Annotated in this window: 15 protein-coding genes and 1 riboswitch; of the genes, 8 read left to right on the top strand and 7 right to left on the bottom strand. The window is 71.5% G+C overall.

Annotation, left to right across the window (positions count from 1 at the left end; translation table 11 throughout):
* Positions 1–436: 436 nt before the first annotated feature.
* Positions 437–1,051, top strand: coding sequence for a DUF4126 domain-containing protein (locus tag ACZ5CR_RS38400; RefSeq protein ID WP_468866486.1), 615 nt, complete (start codon positions 437–439; stop codon positions 1,049–1,051).
* Positions 1,052–1,096: 45 nt separating this feature from the next.
* Entirely contained in the window at positions 1,097–2,623 is a 1,527-nt protein-coding gene (locus tag ACZ5CR_RS38405; protein ID WP_468866488.1) for a phytoene desaturase family protein, read from the top strand.
* A 91-nt stretch (positions 2,624–2,714) separates the two neighbouring features.
* Here the strand turns inward: ACZ5CR_RS38405 and ACZ5CR_RS38410 are convergent, their stop codons facing one another.
* From ACZ5CR_RS38410 to ACZ5CR_RS38430, 5 genes are all read right to left on the bottom strand, one after another.
* Positions 2,715–3,623, bottom strand: coding sequence for a hypothetical protein (locus tag ACZ5CR_RS38410; protein ID WP_468866490.1), 909 nt, complete (start codon positions 3,621–3,623; stop codon positions 2,715–2,717).
* A 46-nt stretch (positions 3,624–3,669) separates the two neighbouring features.
* On the bottom strand, positions 3,670–4,590 hold the full coding sequence (metF, locus tag ACZ5CR_RS38415; RefSeq protein ID WP_468866492.1) for a methylenetetrahydrofolate reductase [NAD(P)H]: 921 nt from the start codon (positions 4,588–4,590) through the stop codon (positions 3,670–3,672).
* Positions 4,591–4,679: 89 nt separating this feature from the next.
* The gene (thiE, locus tag ACZ5CR_RS38420) at positions 4,680–5,330 is read right to left on the bottom strand and encodes a thiamine phosphate synthase (protein ID WP_468866495.1); all 651 of its coding nucleotides are present in this window, start codon (positions 5,328–5,330) and stop codon (positions 4,680–4,682) included.
* A 97-nt stretch (positions 5,331–5,427) separates the two neighbouring features.
* The gene (locus ACZ5CR_RS38425) at positions 5,428–5,793 is read right to left on the bottom strand and encodes an Rv2175c family DNA-binding protein (protein ID WP_361045514.1); all 366 of its coding nucleotides are present in this window, start codon (positions 5,791–5,793) and stop codon (positions 5,428–5,430) included.
* Between the two features lie 52 nt (positions 5,794–5,845).
* A complete protein-coding gene (locus ACZ5CR_RS38430; RefSeq protein WP_468866521.1) occupies positions 5,846–7,012 on the bottom strand; it encodes an NAD(P)/FAD-dependent oxidoreductase in 1,167 nt (388 codons plus the stop codon).
* Positions 7,013–7,196: 184 nt separating this feature from the next.
* Positions 7,197–7,310: riboswitch (TPP riboswitch) on the top strand.
* Here ACZ5CR_RS38430 and thiO point away from each other — a divergent pair.
* The 5 genes from thiO to ACZ5CR_RS38455 all read left to right on the top strand — a co-directional run bounded on the left by thiO (position 7,308) and on the right by ACZ5CR_RS38455 (position 12,557).
* Positions 7,308–8,498, top strand: coding sequence for a glycine oxidase ThiO (gene thiO / locus ACZ5CR_RS38435; protein ID WP_468866497.1), 1,191 nt, complete (start codon positions 7,308–7,310; stop codon positions 8,496–8,498). It overlaps the preceding riboswitch by 3 nt.
* On the top strand, positions 8,495–8,713 hold the full coding sequence (thiS, locus tag ACZ5CR_RS38440; RefSeq protein ID WP_468866499.1) for a sulfur carrier protein ThiS: 219 nt from the start codon (positions 8,495–8,497) through the stop codon (positions 8,711–8,713). The genes thiO and thiS overlap by 4 nt, the downstream gene beginning before the upstream one ends.
* 6 nt (positions 8,714–8,719) lie before the next feature.
* Entirely contained in the window at positions 8,720–9,514 is a 795-nt protein-coding gene (locus ACZ5CR_RS38445; protein WP_468866501.1) for a thiazole synthase, read from the top strand.
* A 106-nt stretch (positions 9,515–9,620) separates the two neighbouring features.
* Positions 9,621–11,624: a Stk1 family PASTA domain-containing Ser/Thr kinase gene (gene pknB / locus ACZ5CR_RS38450; protein ID WP_468866504.1), complete on the top strand. Its 2,004-nt coding sequence runs from the start codon at positions 9,621–9,623 to the stop codon at positions 11,622–11,624.
* A 48-nt stretch (positions 11,625–11,672) separates the two neighbouring features.
* Positions 11,673–12,557 carry a deoxyribonuclease IV gene (locus tag ACZ5CR_RS38455; RefSeq protein WP_468866506.1) on the top strand — a complete coding sequence of 295 codons (885 nt, stop codon included), beginning with the start codon at positions 11,673–11,675 and terminating at the stop codon, positions 12,555–12,557.
* A gap of 33 nt (positions 12,558–12,590) precedes the next feature.
* On the opposite strand, the gene ACZ5CR_RS38460 is transcribed toward ACZ5CR_RS38455, so the two are convergent.
* Positions 12,591–13,223 (bottom strand): sulfite oxidase-like oxidoreductase, encoded by a 633-nt coding sequence (locus tag ACZ5CR_RS38460; RefSeq protein WP_468866508.1) that lies wholly within the window; start codon positions 13,221–13,223, stop codon positions 12,591–12,593.
* A 174-nt stretch (positions 13,224–13,397) separates the two neighbouring features.
* Here ACZ5CR_RS38460 and bfr point away from each other — a divergent pair, with 174 nt between their 5' ends.
* Positions 13,398–13,877, top strand: coding sequence for a bacterioferritin (gene bfr, locus ACZ5CR_RS38465; protein ID WP_468866510.1), 480 nt, complete (start codon positions 13,398–13,400; stop codon positions 13,875–13,877).
* Between the two features lie 28 nt (positions 13,878–13,905).
* Here bfr and ACZ5CR_RS38470 read toward each other — a convergent pair whose 3' ends face one another.
* Positions 13,906–14,151, bottom strand: a complete 246-nt coding sequence (locus ACZ5CR_RS38470; protein ID WP_389909899.1) for a (2Fe-2S)-binding protein — start codon at positions 14,149–14,151, stop codon at positions 13,906–13,908.
* Between the last annotated feature and the right edge of the window lie 202 nt (positions 14,152–14,353).

Genomic DNA, 14,353 nt, shown 5'->3' on the forward strand with positions numbered 1-14,353 from the left:
CCTCCCCCCCCCCCCCCCTCCCCCCCCCCCCCTCCCCCCCACCCCCCACCACCCCCCCCCCCCCCCCCCCCCCCCCCCCCCCCCCCCCCCCCCCCCCCCCCCCGCTTCTCTCGTTCCCCCGTTTCCCCCGTTCCCCCGTTCCCCCGTTCGGCCCCTCGGGTGGTCATCCCCGAGTCGCCGTCCGTCTCCCCCGTGTCTCGCTCCCACCTTCGAAGAGGTTCGAAGAGGTGGGAGGAGCGGCCAAGGGCGCTGCGCCGTTCCGCCGCCCCGTGTCGGCGGTACGGGCGCCGCGCCCTTCTCCGTGTCCCTCACTCTTCCGTCTTCGCAGGTCGGGACCCATCCGCGCGGATACTCATCTCCACCTCTAGGTACGGATACTCAGGCCTGGGTGCTCATCCCCAGGCCGAGATCTTCTCGACTGGTTACGATCGCGTCCGTGTCCGTACTCCCCCTGGTCTTCACCAGCGGCTGGGCAAGCGGGATCAACGCGTACGCCGTGGTCCTGCTGCTCGGCGTCTTCGGCGCGACCGGGATCAGCGACGAGGTTCCCGAGGCGCTGCAACGTCCTGATGTGCTGATCGCCGCAGGCGTCCTCTTCGTCTGCGAGGCCGTCGCCGACAAGATCCCTTACGTCGACTCGGTCTGGGACACGGTGCACACCGTGATCCGGCCGGTGTCCGGCGCCGTGGTGGGCGCGCTGCTCGCGGGCCAGAGCGGTTCGCTCTCCGACCTGGCGGCCGGGGCGGTGGGCGGCTCGACGGCGCTGGCCAGCCACTTCGTCAAGGCCGGGACGCGGATGGCGATCAACACCTCGCCCGAGCCGTTCAGCAACATCGCGGTGAGCACGGCGGAGGATCTCGGGGTCGGCGGGATCGTCAGCTTCGCGATGTTCTACCCCGAGGCGGCGGCGATCATCGCGGCCGTGCTTCTGCTGCTCGGCCTGCTCATACTGCTCTTCCTCGTCTCGCGGATCCGGCGGTTCCTGCGGCGCAGGGCGCAGCGGCGCGAGGAGAAGCAGCTCGCGGCGCACGGGGGACGGCCGCCGGACTGAGGGCTCCCGGCGTGACTGTCAGTGGTGGCCGATAAAGTCCCTGGCATGGCACGGATTGTGGTGATCGGCGCCGGGATGGGCGCGATGGCGGCCGCCGCCCGGCTCGCCGTCGCGGGCCACCGCGTGGTGGTGCACGAGCGGTCGGGTACGTACGGGGGCGCGCTCGGCAGCGTCGAGCGTGACGGCTTCGTCTTCGACACGGGCCCCGGCCTCCTGCAGCTCCCCGCCGTCTACCGCGACTTGTTCGTCAAGACGGGCAAGGAGCCGCTGGAGCGGTGCGTCGAGCTCTCCCAGGTGGAGCCCGCCGTGCGGCACGTCTTCGCGGACGGCACGGCGGCCGATCTGCCGAACGCCTCGCGCGCGGGCGTCGGCGACGCCCTCGACGCGGCGCTCGGCAGCGGCGCGGGCGCCCACTGGTCGGCGTACATGAACCGCGCCCGTGAGGCGTGGGACCGCACCCGGCGCCCCCTCCTGGAAGAGCCGCTCTGGCCGAACTGGCAGGTCCTCGCCGAGCGCGAGCCCTATCCGTCGGTGCCGCACAAGCGCCTCCTGCGGCGCGAGCGGCGCGCGAGGACCCTCACCGAGGTCGGCGAGCTCGAACTGGGCGGCGACGCACGGCTCCTGGCGCTCCTTGAGCAGTACGCCCTCGCGAGCGGCCTGGACCCCCGGGCGACCCCGGCGAGCGCGGCCGTCCTGCCCTACCAGGAGCACACCTTCGGCGCGTGGTCCGTGCGCGGCGGGATGCGCGCGCTCGCCCGTGCCGTGTACGAGCGGTGTCTCGCACGGCGGGTCGAGTTCGCGTTCGACTCCCCCGTCGCCCGGATCATCGAGAAGGACGGCCGCGCGGCGGGCGTGGAGCTCGCGGACGGGACGGTGCGGGAGGCGGACTTCGTGGTCGCCGGTGTCGCGCCCGGCGCACTCGACGGCTTGCTGTCCGGTACATCCGGCATGTCCGGCGCGTCCGGTGTGAACATACGGGCGGAGGGTGAGGTGCAGCCCCGTTCCGGACTGCCCAGCCGCCTCATGGTCTTCCTCGCGCTGCGCGGCGCGCGGCCCGAGGGCACACCCCACCGCACGGTGCTGCACACGTCCGATCGCCAGGACGAGCTCTACCGGGTCTTCGGCGACCGCCCCGGGCTGCCCCTGGCCCCCACTCTCACGGTGCTGCGCCCGGACGACCCCGCGCTCACGCCCGACGCCGGGCACGAGGCGCTCACGCTGGCGGTCACGGTGCCCGCGCACACGGAGGTCACCGACGCGGACGTGGAGCGGCTCCTGACGCGTGCCGGGTCCGTCGTCCCCGGCCTGCGTGAGCGGCTGCTGTGGCACGAGGTCCGCACCCCCGCCGACATCGCGCGGGCCACCGGCGCCGACGGCGGCGCGGTCCCGCCACCGTCCCTCGCGGCGGGTGAGGGACGGCTGCTCCACCCGGCCAACAGCACGCGTCTGCCGGGGCTCTTCGCGGTGGGCGGCTGGGCGCACCCGGGCGGCGGGCTCCCGCACGCGGGCATGTCGGGCACGCTGGTCGCCGGGCTGATCGTGGAGGGACCGGACTTCCGGGGCTCGCAGTGAGCAGGCCCGTCAGTGCCGTCAGGCCCGTCAGGCCCGTCAGTCCCGTCAGTCCCGTCAGTCCCGCCCGAGCAGGCCCGCGGGCCTGCTCGTCTCAGTAGCGGTACTGCTCGTTGTACCCCGCGTCGTACCCGTTCCCCTGGGGCTGTTGGGGCTGTTCGCCCTGGTACGGGTACGGCTGCTCCGGCGGGAGTTCGCCGCCGTACTCGCCGTACTGGCCGTAGGGGTCCTCGACGCTGCGCTGCTGGGGCACCCAGACCCCGCCGGGCGGAGTCTCCTGGTAGGTCCCCGCCTCGGCGCCGTACGGATCGGCGGCCGGATAGGGCGCGTACTGCTGCTGGTCGCCGTACGCGTCGTAGCCCTGCCCGCCGCCGTACGTCTGCGTCCCGATGTACGGGTCGGAGTACGCGGCGTACTGCTGCTGCCCCGTCTCGCCGTACGCGTACGGCTGCTGGGGGTCATAGCCCGCGGTGGCGTACGTGTCGTAGCCGTAGCCGCTGTCCGCCGGAGCGGACTGCTGGTGCTGCTGTTGCTGCTGTGCGTACGCGTCGTCGGTGTAGACGCCGTACTGCCCGGTGTCGTCGGGCAGCGGCTCCGGGGCGTAGACCCCGGTGCCGGGAGCGGCCTCGGGCGGCGGCCCGGCCGGGCCCGCGTCCTCGTACTCGAGGTCGGAGACCTGGAGCGTCGGCTCCTGGGAAGCCTCGCCGGCCCCGCCTCGCGGCCTCTTGCGGCGCTTGCTCAGACCGGGCTGGCCGCCGAGCGCCCAGCCGGTCGAGAAGCCGCGGCGGAAGGACAACGTCACGTACGTCTGTCCCGTGGCGAAGGCGATCGCGCCGATCCCGATGACCACCACCGACGGCAGCAGCACGCCGATGACCACGCCGAGGAAGCCGCCGAAGGCGAGCAGCCGCCAGCGCAGCCGCGCCTTGTACTGCAGCAGCACCTCGCCGAGCAGCCACAGCGCGACGCCTCCGAACGCGATGTAGAGGACCGTCCAGCCCATGTACGCCCCTCTCCCCGCGGCCGCCGCCCCCTAGGGGTACGGCCGGTCAGGCCTGCGGGTGATGCAGGCCCAGATTCTCGTAGATTTCCAGAGTCGCCGTGGAGTTGTTGAGCGTGATGAAGTGCAGTCCCGGGACACCCTCGGCCAGCAACCGCGCGCAGAACTCCGTCGCGAACTCGATGCCAATGGAGCGTACAGCCGCCGGATCATCTTTGGCTGTGAGGATGCGCTCTTTGAGCTCCGGCGGGAAGGAAGCGTTGCTGAGCTGAGGCAGCCGCTCCAGCATGCGCACGTTCGTCACCGGCATGATCTCCGGGATGATCGGCGTCGAGCAGCCCGCGGCCTCGACCCGGTCGCGCAGGCGCAGATACTCCTCCGGGTAGAAGAACATCTGTGTGATCGCGTAGTCGGCGCCCGCACGGCACTTGTCGACGAAGTGCCGGACGTCGGTGTCCCAGTCGGCCGAGCGCGGATGCATCGCGGGGAAGGCCGCGACGCCCACGCAGAAGTCGCCCGACTCCTTGATCAGCCGCACCAGTTCGGCGGTGTACGTGAGGCCCTCGGGGTGCTTGACCCAGTCGGCGAGCGGGTCGCCGGGCGGGTCGCCGCGGACCGCGAGCATGTTCCTGATGCCGGCGTCCGCGTACTGCCCGATGATGTTGCGCAGCTCGGCCACGGAGTGGTCGACGGCGGTCAGGTGCGCGACCGGCGTGAGCGTCGAGTCGGCGACGATCTGCTGCGTCTCCTTGACCGTGCCCGCACGCGTCGAGCCGCCCGCTCCGTACGTCACGGAGACGAAGCTGGGAGCCACCGCCTCGACCCGGCGCAGCGCGTTCCACAGGTTCCGCTCGCCCTTCTCGGTCTTCGGCGCCGAGAACTCGAACGAGTACGTCGTCTCGCCGGTCGCGAGCATGTCACGCACGGTGCGTGCGCGATCAGATCTGGTGGAAGCAGTGCCTAGGGCCATACGGGCAGGTTAGCGACGGGGTGCCGCTACCGGCCAATCTCCGTCCAACCTGCGGACAGCCGCCCCGAAGGATGGCTGAAGATCGACGATCAGGCCGAACGCAACCGCTTGGCGAAGTCGGCCGCGGCGGCCGCCGGATCGTCCGCCTCGGTGATGGCCCGCACGACGACGACACGGCGGGCGCCCGCTTCGAGCACCTCGTCCAGGTTGCCCGCGTCGATACCGCCGATGGCGAACCACGGGCGGTCGGTGCCGAGTGAGGCCGTGTACCGGACCAGGTCGAGGCCGGGGGCGTGCCGGCCGGGCTTGGTCGGGGTCGGCCAGCAGGGTCCCGTGCAGAAGTAGTCCACGCCGTCCTGGGTCGCCGCCGCGGCGGCCTCGGCGTCGGCGTGCGTGGAACGGCCGATGAGAACGTCATCGCCCAGAATGCGGCGGGCCGCGGGCACGGGCAGGTCGCCCTGGCCGAGGTGCAGGACGTCGGCGCCGATGGCGTGCGCGACGTCCGCGCGGTCGTTCACCGCGAGGAGCTTGCCGTGCCGGCGGGCGGCGTCGGCGAAGACCTGGAGGTGTTCGAGCTCCTCGGCCGCCTCCATGCCCTTGTCCCGCAGCTGCACGATGTCGACACCGCCGCCGAGGACGGCGTCGAGGAACTCCGGGAGGTCTCCCTGGCGCTTGCGGGCGTCCACGCACAGGTAGAGACGGGCGTCGGCGAGCTGCTCGCGGGCAGGCTTGGTGGCCATGAAGAGGTCCCCCCGGTCGTCGGTGGCCCACAGGCCGTGTGCCCCCGGGTCTCCGGGGACACGCGGCCCGTACGCAACGGTTTTCCGTGTCGGTCGGTCAGACGGCGAGCGCCTGGGCGCGACGCTTCACCTCCGTGCCGCGATTCTCGCTCAGGGCCTGCGCGGGGGTGCCGGGCAGGGTCTCGTCGGGAGTGAAGAGCCACTCCAGCATCTCTTCGTCGGAGAAGCCGTCGTCCCGCAGGAGCGTCAGGGTGCCGGTGAGGCCCTTGACGATCTTGTCGCCGTCGATGAAGGCGGCAGGCACCGCGAGCGCGCGGTTCTCACCACGGCGCACGGCGATCAGCTGGCCCTCCTTGACCAGCTGGCGCACACGCGTCACCTCGACATCGAGCATTTCTGCGATGTCGGGGAGGTGCAGCCACTCGGGGACGAGAGCATCAGTCTTTGCGTCAATCTCGGTCACGGGGACAAGGGTATCTCCGGCCACTGACAGCGGCCGGGCGGCGGGCCCCCGGCTACGGCAGCACGGCCTTCTTCAGCGGTACCGCGGGGTCCGACGCCAGCTCCGGGGAGAGCCGGGCAGCCGCCTCGATCAGCTTGCGACCCTGCGCGAGGTCCCTCGGGCGGCCCACCGCCAGGACGGCCACCAGGGCGCCCCCACGGAGCCAGCACACGGTCCAGGCCGCACCCGACGGGTCACCGCGCCACACCAGCTCGTCGGCCGACGCGTGGTGCCCCGCGAACTGGACGAAGCGGCCGAACTGCTCCGACCAGAAGTACGGGACGGGGTCGTACGCCGAAGGGGTCTCGCCGATGATGTTCGCGGCCACCGTGCGCGGGCCCTGGAGGGCGTTGTTCCAGTGGTGGACGAGGAGCCGCTCGCCATACCTTCCCGAAGGGAAGGAGGAGCAGTCGCCGACCGCGTACACATCGGGTTCCGACGTCCGAAGGTGATCGTCGGCGAGGATCTCCCGGTGGGCGCCCAGGGTGATGCCGGAGTCCGCGAGCCAGCCGGTGGCGGGGCGGGCGCCGATGCCGACGACGACCGCGTCCGCGGGGAGCCGGGTGCCGTCGGCAAGGAGAACGCTGCCGGGCTCGACGCGGTCCACGCGCGCGTGGGTGCGCAGTTCGGCCCCGGAGTCGGCGTACCAGGACGTCATCGGCGCCGCGACCTCAGCGGGCAGGGCCCCGGCGAGCGGCCGCTCGGCGGCTTCGACGACCGTGACGGAGCAGCCCGCGTCGCGCGCCGCTGTCGTGAACTCGGCGCCGATCCAGCCCGCGCCGATGACCACGACACGGTGCTGCTCGGCGAGCACGGGCCGCAGCCGCTCGGCGTCGTCGAGGGTGCGCAGCAGGTGGACTCCGGGGACTTGGGAAGTGCCGGGCAGCAGGATCGGCTCGGCGCCCGTGGCGACGACCAGGGTGTCGTAGGGCACCGGGCCCGACGCGGTGTCCAGTTCGTGGTCCGCCGGGCGCACACCCGTGACCTCGTGGCCCAGGCTCAGCTCGATGCCGAGCGCCTCGAAGTCGATGTCGAAGGCGGAGCCCTCCGCCTTGCCGAGCAGCACGGCCTTGGACAGCGGCGGCCTGTCGTACGGCCGGTGGGGTTCCGCGCCGATCAGGGTGACCGCACCGGCGAACCCCTGCTCGCGCAGGGCGACGGCGGTCTGCACCCCGGCCATCCCCGCGCCCACGATGACGACGTGCCGCTTGTCCTGCCTCTGGCGCTCGCTCACCCGATCACTCTAGGGCGGCGGGTGACGCGCCCCGCAGAGCGCTACGAGGAGATCTATGACACACCGTCACGGCGCATACCCGGACAGCTCCCCTACTGCCCTCGGAGACCAGGGACTAGGGTGGCGGATGCAGAGCACTCGCGGGAGCCCGGACGTACCGGGCTGAGAGGGAGGCTGGGACGGCCTCCGACCGTACGAACCTGATCCGGGTCATGCCGGCGAAGGGAGGGGCTGGACGCCCATGCATCCACCTACATCACCCCACGAGGCGACCGATGTCGTCGTCATCGGGGGCGGCATCATCGGCCTGGTCACGGCCTGGCGGGCGGCGCAGCGCGGCCTGTCCACCGCGGTCGTGGACCCCGAACCGGGTGGCGGCGCGGCGCAGGTCGCCGCGGGCATGCTGGCCGCGGTCACCGAGCTGCACTACGGCGAGCAGACGCTGCTCGGGCTGAATCTGGCCTCCGCGCGGCGCTATCCGGAGTTCGCGGCCGAGTTGGCGGAGGCGAGCGGCCGCGATCTCGGCTACCGCGCGTGCGGCACGCTCGCCGTCGCCCTCGACTCCGACGACCGCGCCCACCTGCGTGAGCTGCACGCCCTCCAGGAGCGGTCGGGGCTCACGTCGGAGTGGCTGAGCGGGCGCGAGTGCCGCCGCCTCGAACCGATGCTCGCACCGGGGGTCCGTGGCGGTCTTCGCGTCGACGGCGACCATCAGATCGACCCGCGCAGGCTCGCCGCGGCACTGCTCGTGGCCTGCGAGCGGGCGGGCGTGATCTTCCACCGCGCGTGGGCGCAGCGCCTCACAGTCGCAGGTGACCGGGCCACCGGTGTCGTCCTCGCCGACGGCACCGCCCTGGAGGCCGGGCAGACCGTGCTCGCCGCGGGCAGCCTCAGCGGGCGCCTCGCAGGTGTCCCGGAGGGCGTGCTGCCGCCCGTGCGTCCCGTGAAGGGGCAGGTCCTGCGGCTCACGGTGCCGCAGCGGTACGCGCCGTTCCTGAGCCGCACCGTGCGCGCCGTCGTGCGCGGCAGCCACGTCTACCTGGTGCCGCGCGAGAACGGCGAGCTCGTCGTCGGTGCGACCAGCGAGGAGCTCGGCTGGGACACGACGGTCACCGCGGGCGGCGTGTACGAGCTGCTCCGGGACGCCCACGAGCTCGTACCGGGCATCACCGAACTGCCGCTGACCGAGACCCGCGCGGGCCTGCGCCCCGGCTCACCCGACAACGCGCCACTGCTCGGCCCGACCGCGCTCCCCGGCCTCCAGCTGGCCACCGGGCACTACCGCAACGGCGTGCTTCTGACACCCGTCACCGGCGAGGTCCTCGCGCACGCCCTGACCACCGGTGAACTGCCCGACGAGGCGCGGGGATTCACCCCTCTGCGCTTTGTCGGCGCCCCCCTCACACAGCGCTTCATGGAGCAGCCCGCATGACCCTCTCAGCCGTAACAGCCGTCCTTGTCAACGGAGAAGCACGCGACGTGGCCGCGGGCACCACGCTCGAAGCCCTCGTCGCCACGCTCACCGAAGCTCCGTCCGGGATCGCCGCCGCGCTCAACGAAACCGTCGTCCCGCGCGCGCGGTGGTCCACAACCCCGCTCACCGACGGGGACCGTGTCGAGGTCCTCACCGCCGTCCAAGGAGGCTGAACCGACATGGCAGACGACCCCTTCGTCATCGGCGGGCTCACCCTTTCCTCACGCCTGATCATGGGTACGGGCGGGGCGCCGAGCCTGGACATCCTCGAACGCTCTCTCGTCGCCTCCGGAACGGAGCTGACGACGGTCGCGATGCGCCGCCTCGATCCCGGTGTGCAGGGCTCGGTGCTCTCCGTCCTCGACCGGCTCGGCATCCGTGTCCTGCCGAACACGGCGGGCTGCTACACCGCGGGCGAGGCCGTCCTGACCGCCCGGCTCGCGCGGGAGGCGCTCGGCACCGACCTGGTCAAGCTGGAGGTCATCGCGGACGAGCGCACGCTGCTCCCCGACCCGATCGAGCTCATCGACGCCGCCGAGACCCTGGTCGACGACGGCTTCACGGTCCTTCCGTACACGAACGACGACCCGGTCCTCGCCCGGAAGCTGGAGGACGTGGGCTGCGCGGCGATCATGCCTCTCGGCTCGCCCATCGGCTCCGGGCTCGGCATCCGCAACCCGCACAACTTCCAGCTCATCGTCGAGCGCGCGGGCGTACCGGTGATTCTGGACGCGGGGGCGGGAACGGCGTCCGACGCGGCGCTCGCGATGGAGCTGGGGTGCGCGGGTGTGATGCTCGCCTCCGCCGTTACACGCGCTCAGGAGCCGGTCCTCATGGCCGAGGGCATGCGGCACGGGGTCGAGGCGGGGCGGCTCGCGTACCGGGCCGGGCGGATTCCACGTCGGCACTTCGCCGAGGCGTCGTCGCCCGCACAGGGGATGGCCCGGCTCGATCCGGAGCGGCCCGCGTTCTGAAGGCCGCGTTCTGAGGGACCGCCCGCCTGTTACAGGTCGGCTGCAGTCGAGGCCCGAGCGTGCCCGGGCGGGCAACGGTGTCAGCGGTGGCTCGTAGACTCCCTTCGTGGACACGACCCTTCAGGACCCTTCCCCAGCCTTCGGCCGGGGAGACCCCATGGTCGGGCAGCTGCTCGACGGCCGCTATCGCGTGGACGGGCGGATCGCGGTCGGCGGGATGGCCACGGTCTACCGGGCCGTGGACACCCGCCTCGACCGCGTGCTCGCGCTCAAGGTGATGCACCCGACGCTGGCCGCCGACGTCTCGTTCGTCGACCGCTTCATCCGCGAGGCCAAGTCGATCGCCCGGCTCTCGCACCCGAACGTGGTGGGGGTGTACGACCAGGGCGCCGACGGCGCGTACGTCTATCTGGCGATGGAGTACATCGCGGGATGCACCCTGCGTGACGTGCTCCGTGAGCGCGGCGCCCTGCAGCCGCGCGCGGCCCTCGACATCCTGGAGCCGGTCCTCGCCGCGCTCGGCGCGGCCCACCGCGCCGGGTTCGTGCACCGCGACATGAAGCCGGAGAACGTCCTCATAGGGGATGACGGCCGGGTCAAGGTCGCCGACTTCGGACTCGTGCGCGCGGTGGACACCGTCACGAACACGACAGGCACGATCCTCGGGACGGTCTCCTATCTCGCCCCCGAGCAGATAGAGCACGGCACGGCCGACACGCGTGTGGACGTGTACGCGTGCGGGGTCGTCCTCTACGAAATGCTGACCGGCGCCAAGCCGCACTCCGGTGAGTCGCCCGCCCAGGTGCTCTACCAACACCTCCACGAGGACGTGCCGCCCCCGTCGGCGGTCGTCCCGGGCCTGGCCGTCGAGCTCGACGAACTGGTGGCCTCCGCCACCGCCCGCAACCCCGAGGTCCGCCCGCACGACGCGGTGGCGCTCCTCGGGCAGGCCAGGCAGGCACGGGCCGCGCTCTCCCTGGATCAGCTCGACGCGGTGCCGCCGCAGGCGCGCACGGCGGAGCACGAACCGCGCGACAACAGCGACGACCGCACCGACGTTCTCCCGCGCTCGGTGCGGCCCGTGCAGCTTCCGCTCCCCACGGACGGCGTTCAGGACCAGCGGGACCAGCGGGACCAACAGGACCAGCTCAACCGCACGAGCATCCTGGCGACGCCGCCCCCCGCTCCACCGGCGGCCCCCGATCGCAGGCGGCGCGGCAAACCGCGCCGCGGGGTCCTCGCGATCGTCGCCGCCGTCCTTCTCGTCCTGGGTCTCGGCGCCGGCGTCTGGTACATCAATTCCGGCCAGTTCACGAAGGTCCCGCCGCTCCTGGCAAAGACCGAACCGGCGGCCAAGAAGCGCCTCGACGAGGCCGGGCTCGACGTGAAGGACGTCAAGCGCGCCTACAGCGACACAGACAAGCGGGGCACGGTCATGGCCACCGACCCCAAGGCGGGCGAGCGCATCCGTGACAACGGCCGGGTGACGCTGACCGTCTCGATGGGTCCCGAGATCGTGAAGGTCCCCGGCCTCAAGGGCACCCCCCTGGACGAGGCGAAGAGCAAGCTCAAGGACGCCGGACTGGCTCCCGGAATGACGACCAAGGCCTTCAGCGACGACGTCCGCAAGGGCTCCGTGATCAGCACGGACCCGGATTCGGGCAGCAAGCGCAAGGCGGGCTCCGCCATCGCGATGGTCGTCAGCAAGGGGGAGGCGATCGATGTCCCCGACGTGACGGGCGACTCCCAGTCGGACGCGACCCTCGATCTTGAGGACGCGGGCCTCAAGGTCAAGATCGCGACGAAGCGGGTGCACTCCGAAGAGGACAAGGGCACCGTCGTCGACCAGTCGCCAAGGGAGGGCGAGAAGCAGCTCGCCGAGGGTGACACGGTCACGCTGACGCTCTCCAAGGGCCCCGAGATGATCGAGGTGCCGGACGTCGAGGGCATGAGCGTCGACGACGCCACGCAGAAGCTCGAGGACGCGGGCTTCGAGGTCGACGAGGACCGCGGCTTCCTGAACCTCTTCGGGGACACGGTCAAGGGGCAGTCGGTGGAGGGCGGCGACGACGCCCCCAAGGGCTCGACGATCACCATCAAGGTCCGTTAGCCCTGGCCGGGGGCAGGTCCCGCGCGCACCCGTGCCACCCTGGAGCGGGTGAGCAGCGAGAACTCCCCCAGCACCCCGTCCCGCAATCCCGTCGGCGGCCATGTCCCCGTGGCCGGCGGCCTTGCCTCCGTAGGGCTTCCGTACGCCCGTGAGCTGGGTGCCGAGGCCGTCCAGGTCTTCGTGGCCAACCCTCGCGGCTGGGCCACCGGGCCCGGCAACCCGAAGGAGGACGAGGAGTTCCGCGCCGCCTGCGCCGCCGAGCGGATTCCCGCGTACGTCCACGCGCCCTACCTCATCAACTTCGGCTCGCACACCGAGGCGACCGTCGAGAAGTCCGTGGAGTCCCTGCGCCACTCGCTGCGCCGGGGCCGCGAGATCGGCGCGCTCGGCGTCGTCGTGCACACCGGTTCGGCGACCGGCGGCCGGGATCGCGCCGTCGCGCTCGCACAGGTACGTGAGCGGATGCTGCCGCTCCTCGACGAGCTGACGCACGACGACGACCCCTTCCTCCTCCTGGAGTCGACCGCGGGCCAGGGCTTCTCGCTCTGCTCGCGCACCTGGGACTTCGGCCCGTACTTCGACGCGCTCGACGCCCACCCGAAGCTGGGCGTCTGCCTGGACACCTGCCACATCTTCGCGGCGGGCCACGATCTGACCGGGCCGAGCGGCATGAAGCAGACCCTCGACCTGCTGGTCGACACCGTCGGCGAAGGGCGCCTGAAGCTGGTGCACGCCAACGACTCGAAGGACGTGGTCGGCGCCCACAAGGACCGTCACGAGAACATCGGCACCGGCCACATCGGCGAGGAGCCCTTCCGCGAGCTGATGGCCCACCCCGCGACCGAGAACGTACCGCTGATCATCGAGACACCCGGCGGCAAGGAGGGGCACGCGGCGGACGTGGCGCGCTTGAAGGAGCTCAGGGGCAGCTAGAAGCCCCGGCCGTAGGCGGAACGGACTGGGGCCCTAGAGCTCGGGGCCGTCCCCGGGCTCTTCCTGGTACGAGTAGCGCTGCTCGGCCCAGGGGTCGCCGACGTTGTGATAGCCGCGTTCCTCCCAGAAGCCACGGCGGTCGGCGGTCATGTACTCGACACCACGGACCCACTTGGGGCCCTTCCAGGCATAGAGGTGGGGCACCACGAGGCGCAGCGGAAAGCCGTGCTCCGCGGTCAGCAGCTCTCCGCCTTTGTGGGTGGCGAAAATCGTGCGCTCGTCCCTGAAGTCGGCCATCCGCAGATTCGAGCTGAAGCCGTACTCGGCCCAGATCATCACGTGCGTGGCGTCGGGCGCGGGCGGCGCGATCTCCAGGAGCGTCTGCGCCAGGACACCGCCCCACTCGGCGCGCAGCATGCTGAACTTGGTGACGCAGTGCAGATCACCGATCACGCTGGTGTACGGAAGGGCGGAGAACTCCTCGTGCGTCCAGCAGTGCTTGTCCCCGTCGGCGGTGGCCCCGAAGACCCTGAACTCCCAGCGCTCCGGGCGGAACTTCGGCACCGGGCCGTAGTGCGTGACCGGCCAGCCCCGCTGCAGTCGCTGCCCCGGCGGGAGCTCCGGCTCCACTGCTTCCCGAGATGCGCGATCCGCCGGCTGACCCATGTCTCCATCCTGACAGACCTGGGACGGTGGGCATGACCATGAGGCCCCAGTCGGACGCAGGTCAGACGTTGATTGGGGCAACTCCTACTAAGCGTGCACTTACTGGACGGTCTCTCGCACCGGTGCAAGGATGCGCGGAACCTGCCCAGTTACCACGTGGAAGGAGCCTCTGCGATGCAGGGCGACCCCGAGGTCATCGAATTTCTCAACGAGCAGCTGACCGCCGAGCTGACGGCGATCAACCAGTACTTTCTCCACGCCAAGATGCAGGAGAACTTCGGCTGGCCGAAGCTCGCGAAGTACACCCGGTCCGAGTCGATCGACGAGATGAAGCACGCGGAGATCCTGACCGACCGGATCCTCTTCCTCGACGGCCTGCCCAATTACCAGCGGCTCTTCCATGTGCGCGTGGGTCAGACGGTGACGGAGATGTTCCAGGCCGACCGGCAGATCGAGGCGGAGGCGATCGACCGCCTCCGGCGCGGGATCGAGGTGATGCGCGGCAAGGGAGACGTCACTTCCGCGAATATCTTCGAGTCGATCCTCGCGGACGAGGAGCACCACATCGACTATCTCGACACTCAGCTCGAACTGGTCGAGAAGCTGGGCGAGCCGCTCTACATCTCGCAGCTCATCGAGCAGCCGGAGAGCTGACAGTGAGCTAGGGCTAGGGCGAGAGGCCCTAGGCGGCCTCGTCAAGGCCGGTGTCCAGGCTGGTGAGGACGGGCTCGCCCTGGTTGGCCAGCTCCCTGCGGGGGCACGTGCCCCGGCCCAGGAGCGCCTGAATGCTCCGTACACACGAACCGCAGTCGGTGCCCGCCTTGCTGGCGGACGCTATCTGGCGGGGTGTGCAGGCACCGTCCGCCGCGTGCTGCCTCACCTGCGCCTCGGTGACCCCGAAGCAGTTGCAGACGTACACGCGGTTCACCTCCCGGGCAGGATTTATCGGCGGCGCCGTCCCGATGAACGGTGAGGCTAACCTAACCTTACCCACGACCTCGGGTCCACAAAAGCCCCGGATACGCCGGTGGGGGGGGGGGGGGGGGGGGGGGGGGGGCGGCCACGCGGGGGGGGGGGGGGGGGGGTTGGGGGGGGGGGGGAGGTCCCCCCCAGAAAACACAAGCAAGGAG

Source organism: Streptomyces sp. NPDC031274 (assembly GCF_055570235.1).

Excerpts from the sequence above, each read along its gene's own strand:
- ACZ5CR_RS38405 (WP_468866488.1), top strand. The coding sequence starts at position 1,097 with ATGGCACGGATTGTGGTGATCGGCGCCGGGATGGGCGCGATGGCGGCC.
- thiS (WP_468866499.1), top strand. The coding sequence starts at position 8,495 with ATGACCCTCTCAGCCGTAACAGCCGTCCTTGTCAACGGAGAAGCACGC.
- ACZ5CR_RS38430 (WP_468866521.1), bottom strand. The coding sequence starts at position 7,012 with ATGGCCGGGGTGCAGACCGCCGTCGCCCTGCGCGAGCAGGGGTTCGCC.
- ACZ5CR_RS38445 (WP_468866501.1), top strand. The coding sequence starts at position 8,720 with ATGGCAGACGACCCCTTCGTCATCGGCGGGCTCACCCTTTCCTCACGC.
- metF (WP_468866492.1), bottom strand. The coding sequence starts at position 4,590 with ATGGCCCTAGGCACTGCTTCCACCAGATCTGATCGCGCACGCACCGTG.
- ACZ5CR_RS38410 (WP_468866490.1), bottom strand. The coding sequence starts at position 3,623 with ATGGGCTGGACGGTCCTCTACATCGCGTTCGGAGGCGTCGCGCTGTGG.
- thiO (WP_468866497.1), top strand. The coding sequence starts at position 7,308 with ATGCATCCACCTACATCACCCCACGAGGCGACCGATGTCGTCGTCATC.
- ACZ5CR_RS38460 (WP_468866508.1), bottom strand. The coding sequence starts at position 13,223 with ATGGGTCAGCCGGCGGATCGCGCATCTCGGGAAGCAGTGGAGCCGGAG.
- bfr (WP_468866510.1), top strand. The coding sequence starts at position 13,398 with ATGCAGGGCGACCCCGAGGTCATCGAATTTCTCAACGAGCAGCTGACC.
- thiE (WP_468866495.1), bottom strand. The coding sequence starts at position 5,330 with ATGGCCACCAAGCCTGCCCGCGAGCAGCTCGCCGACGCCCGTCTCTAC.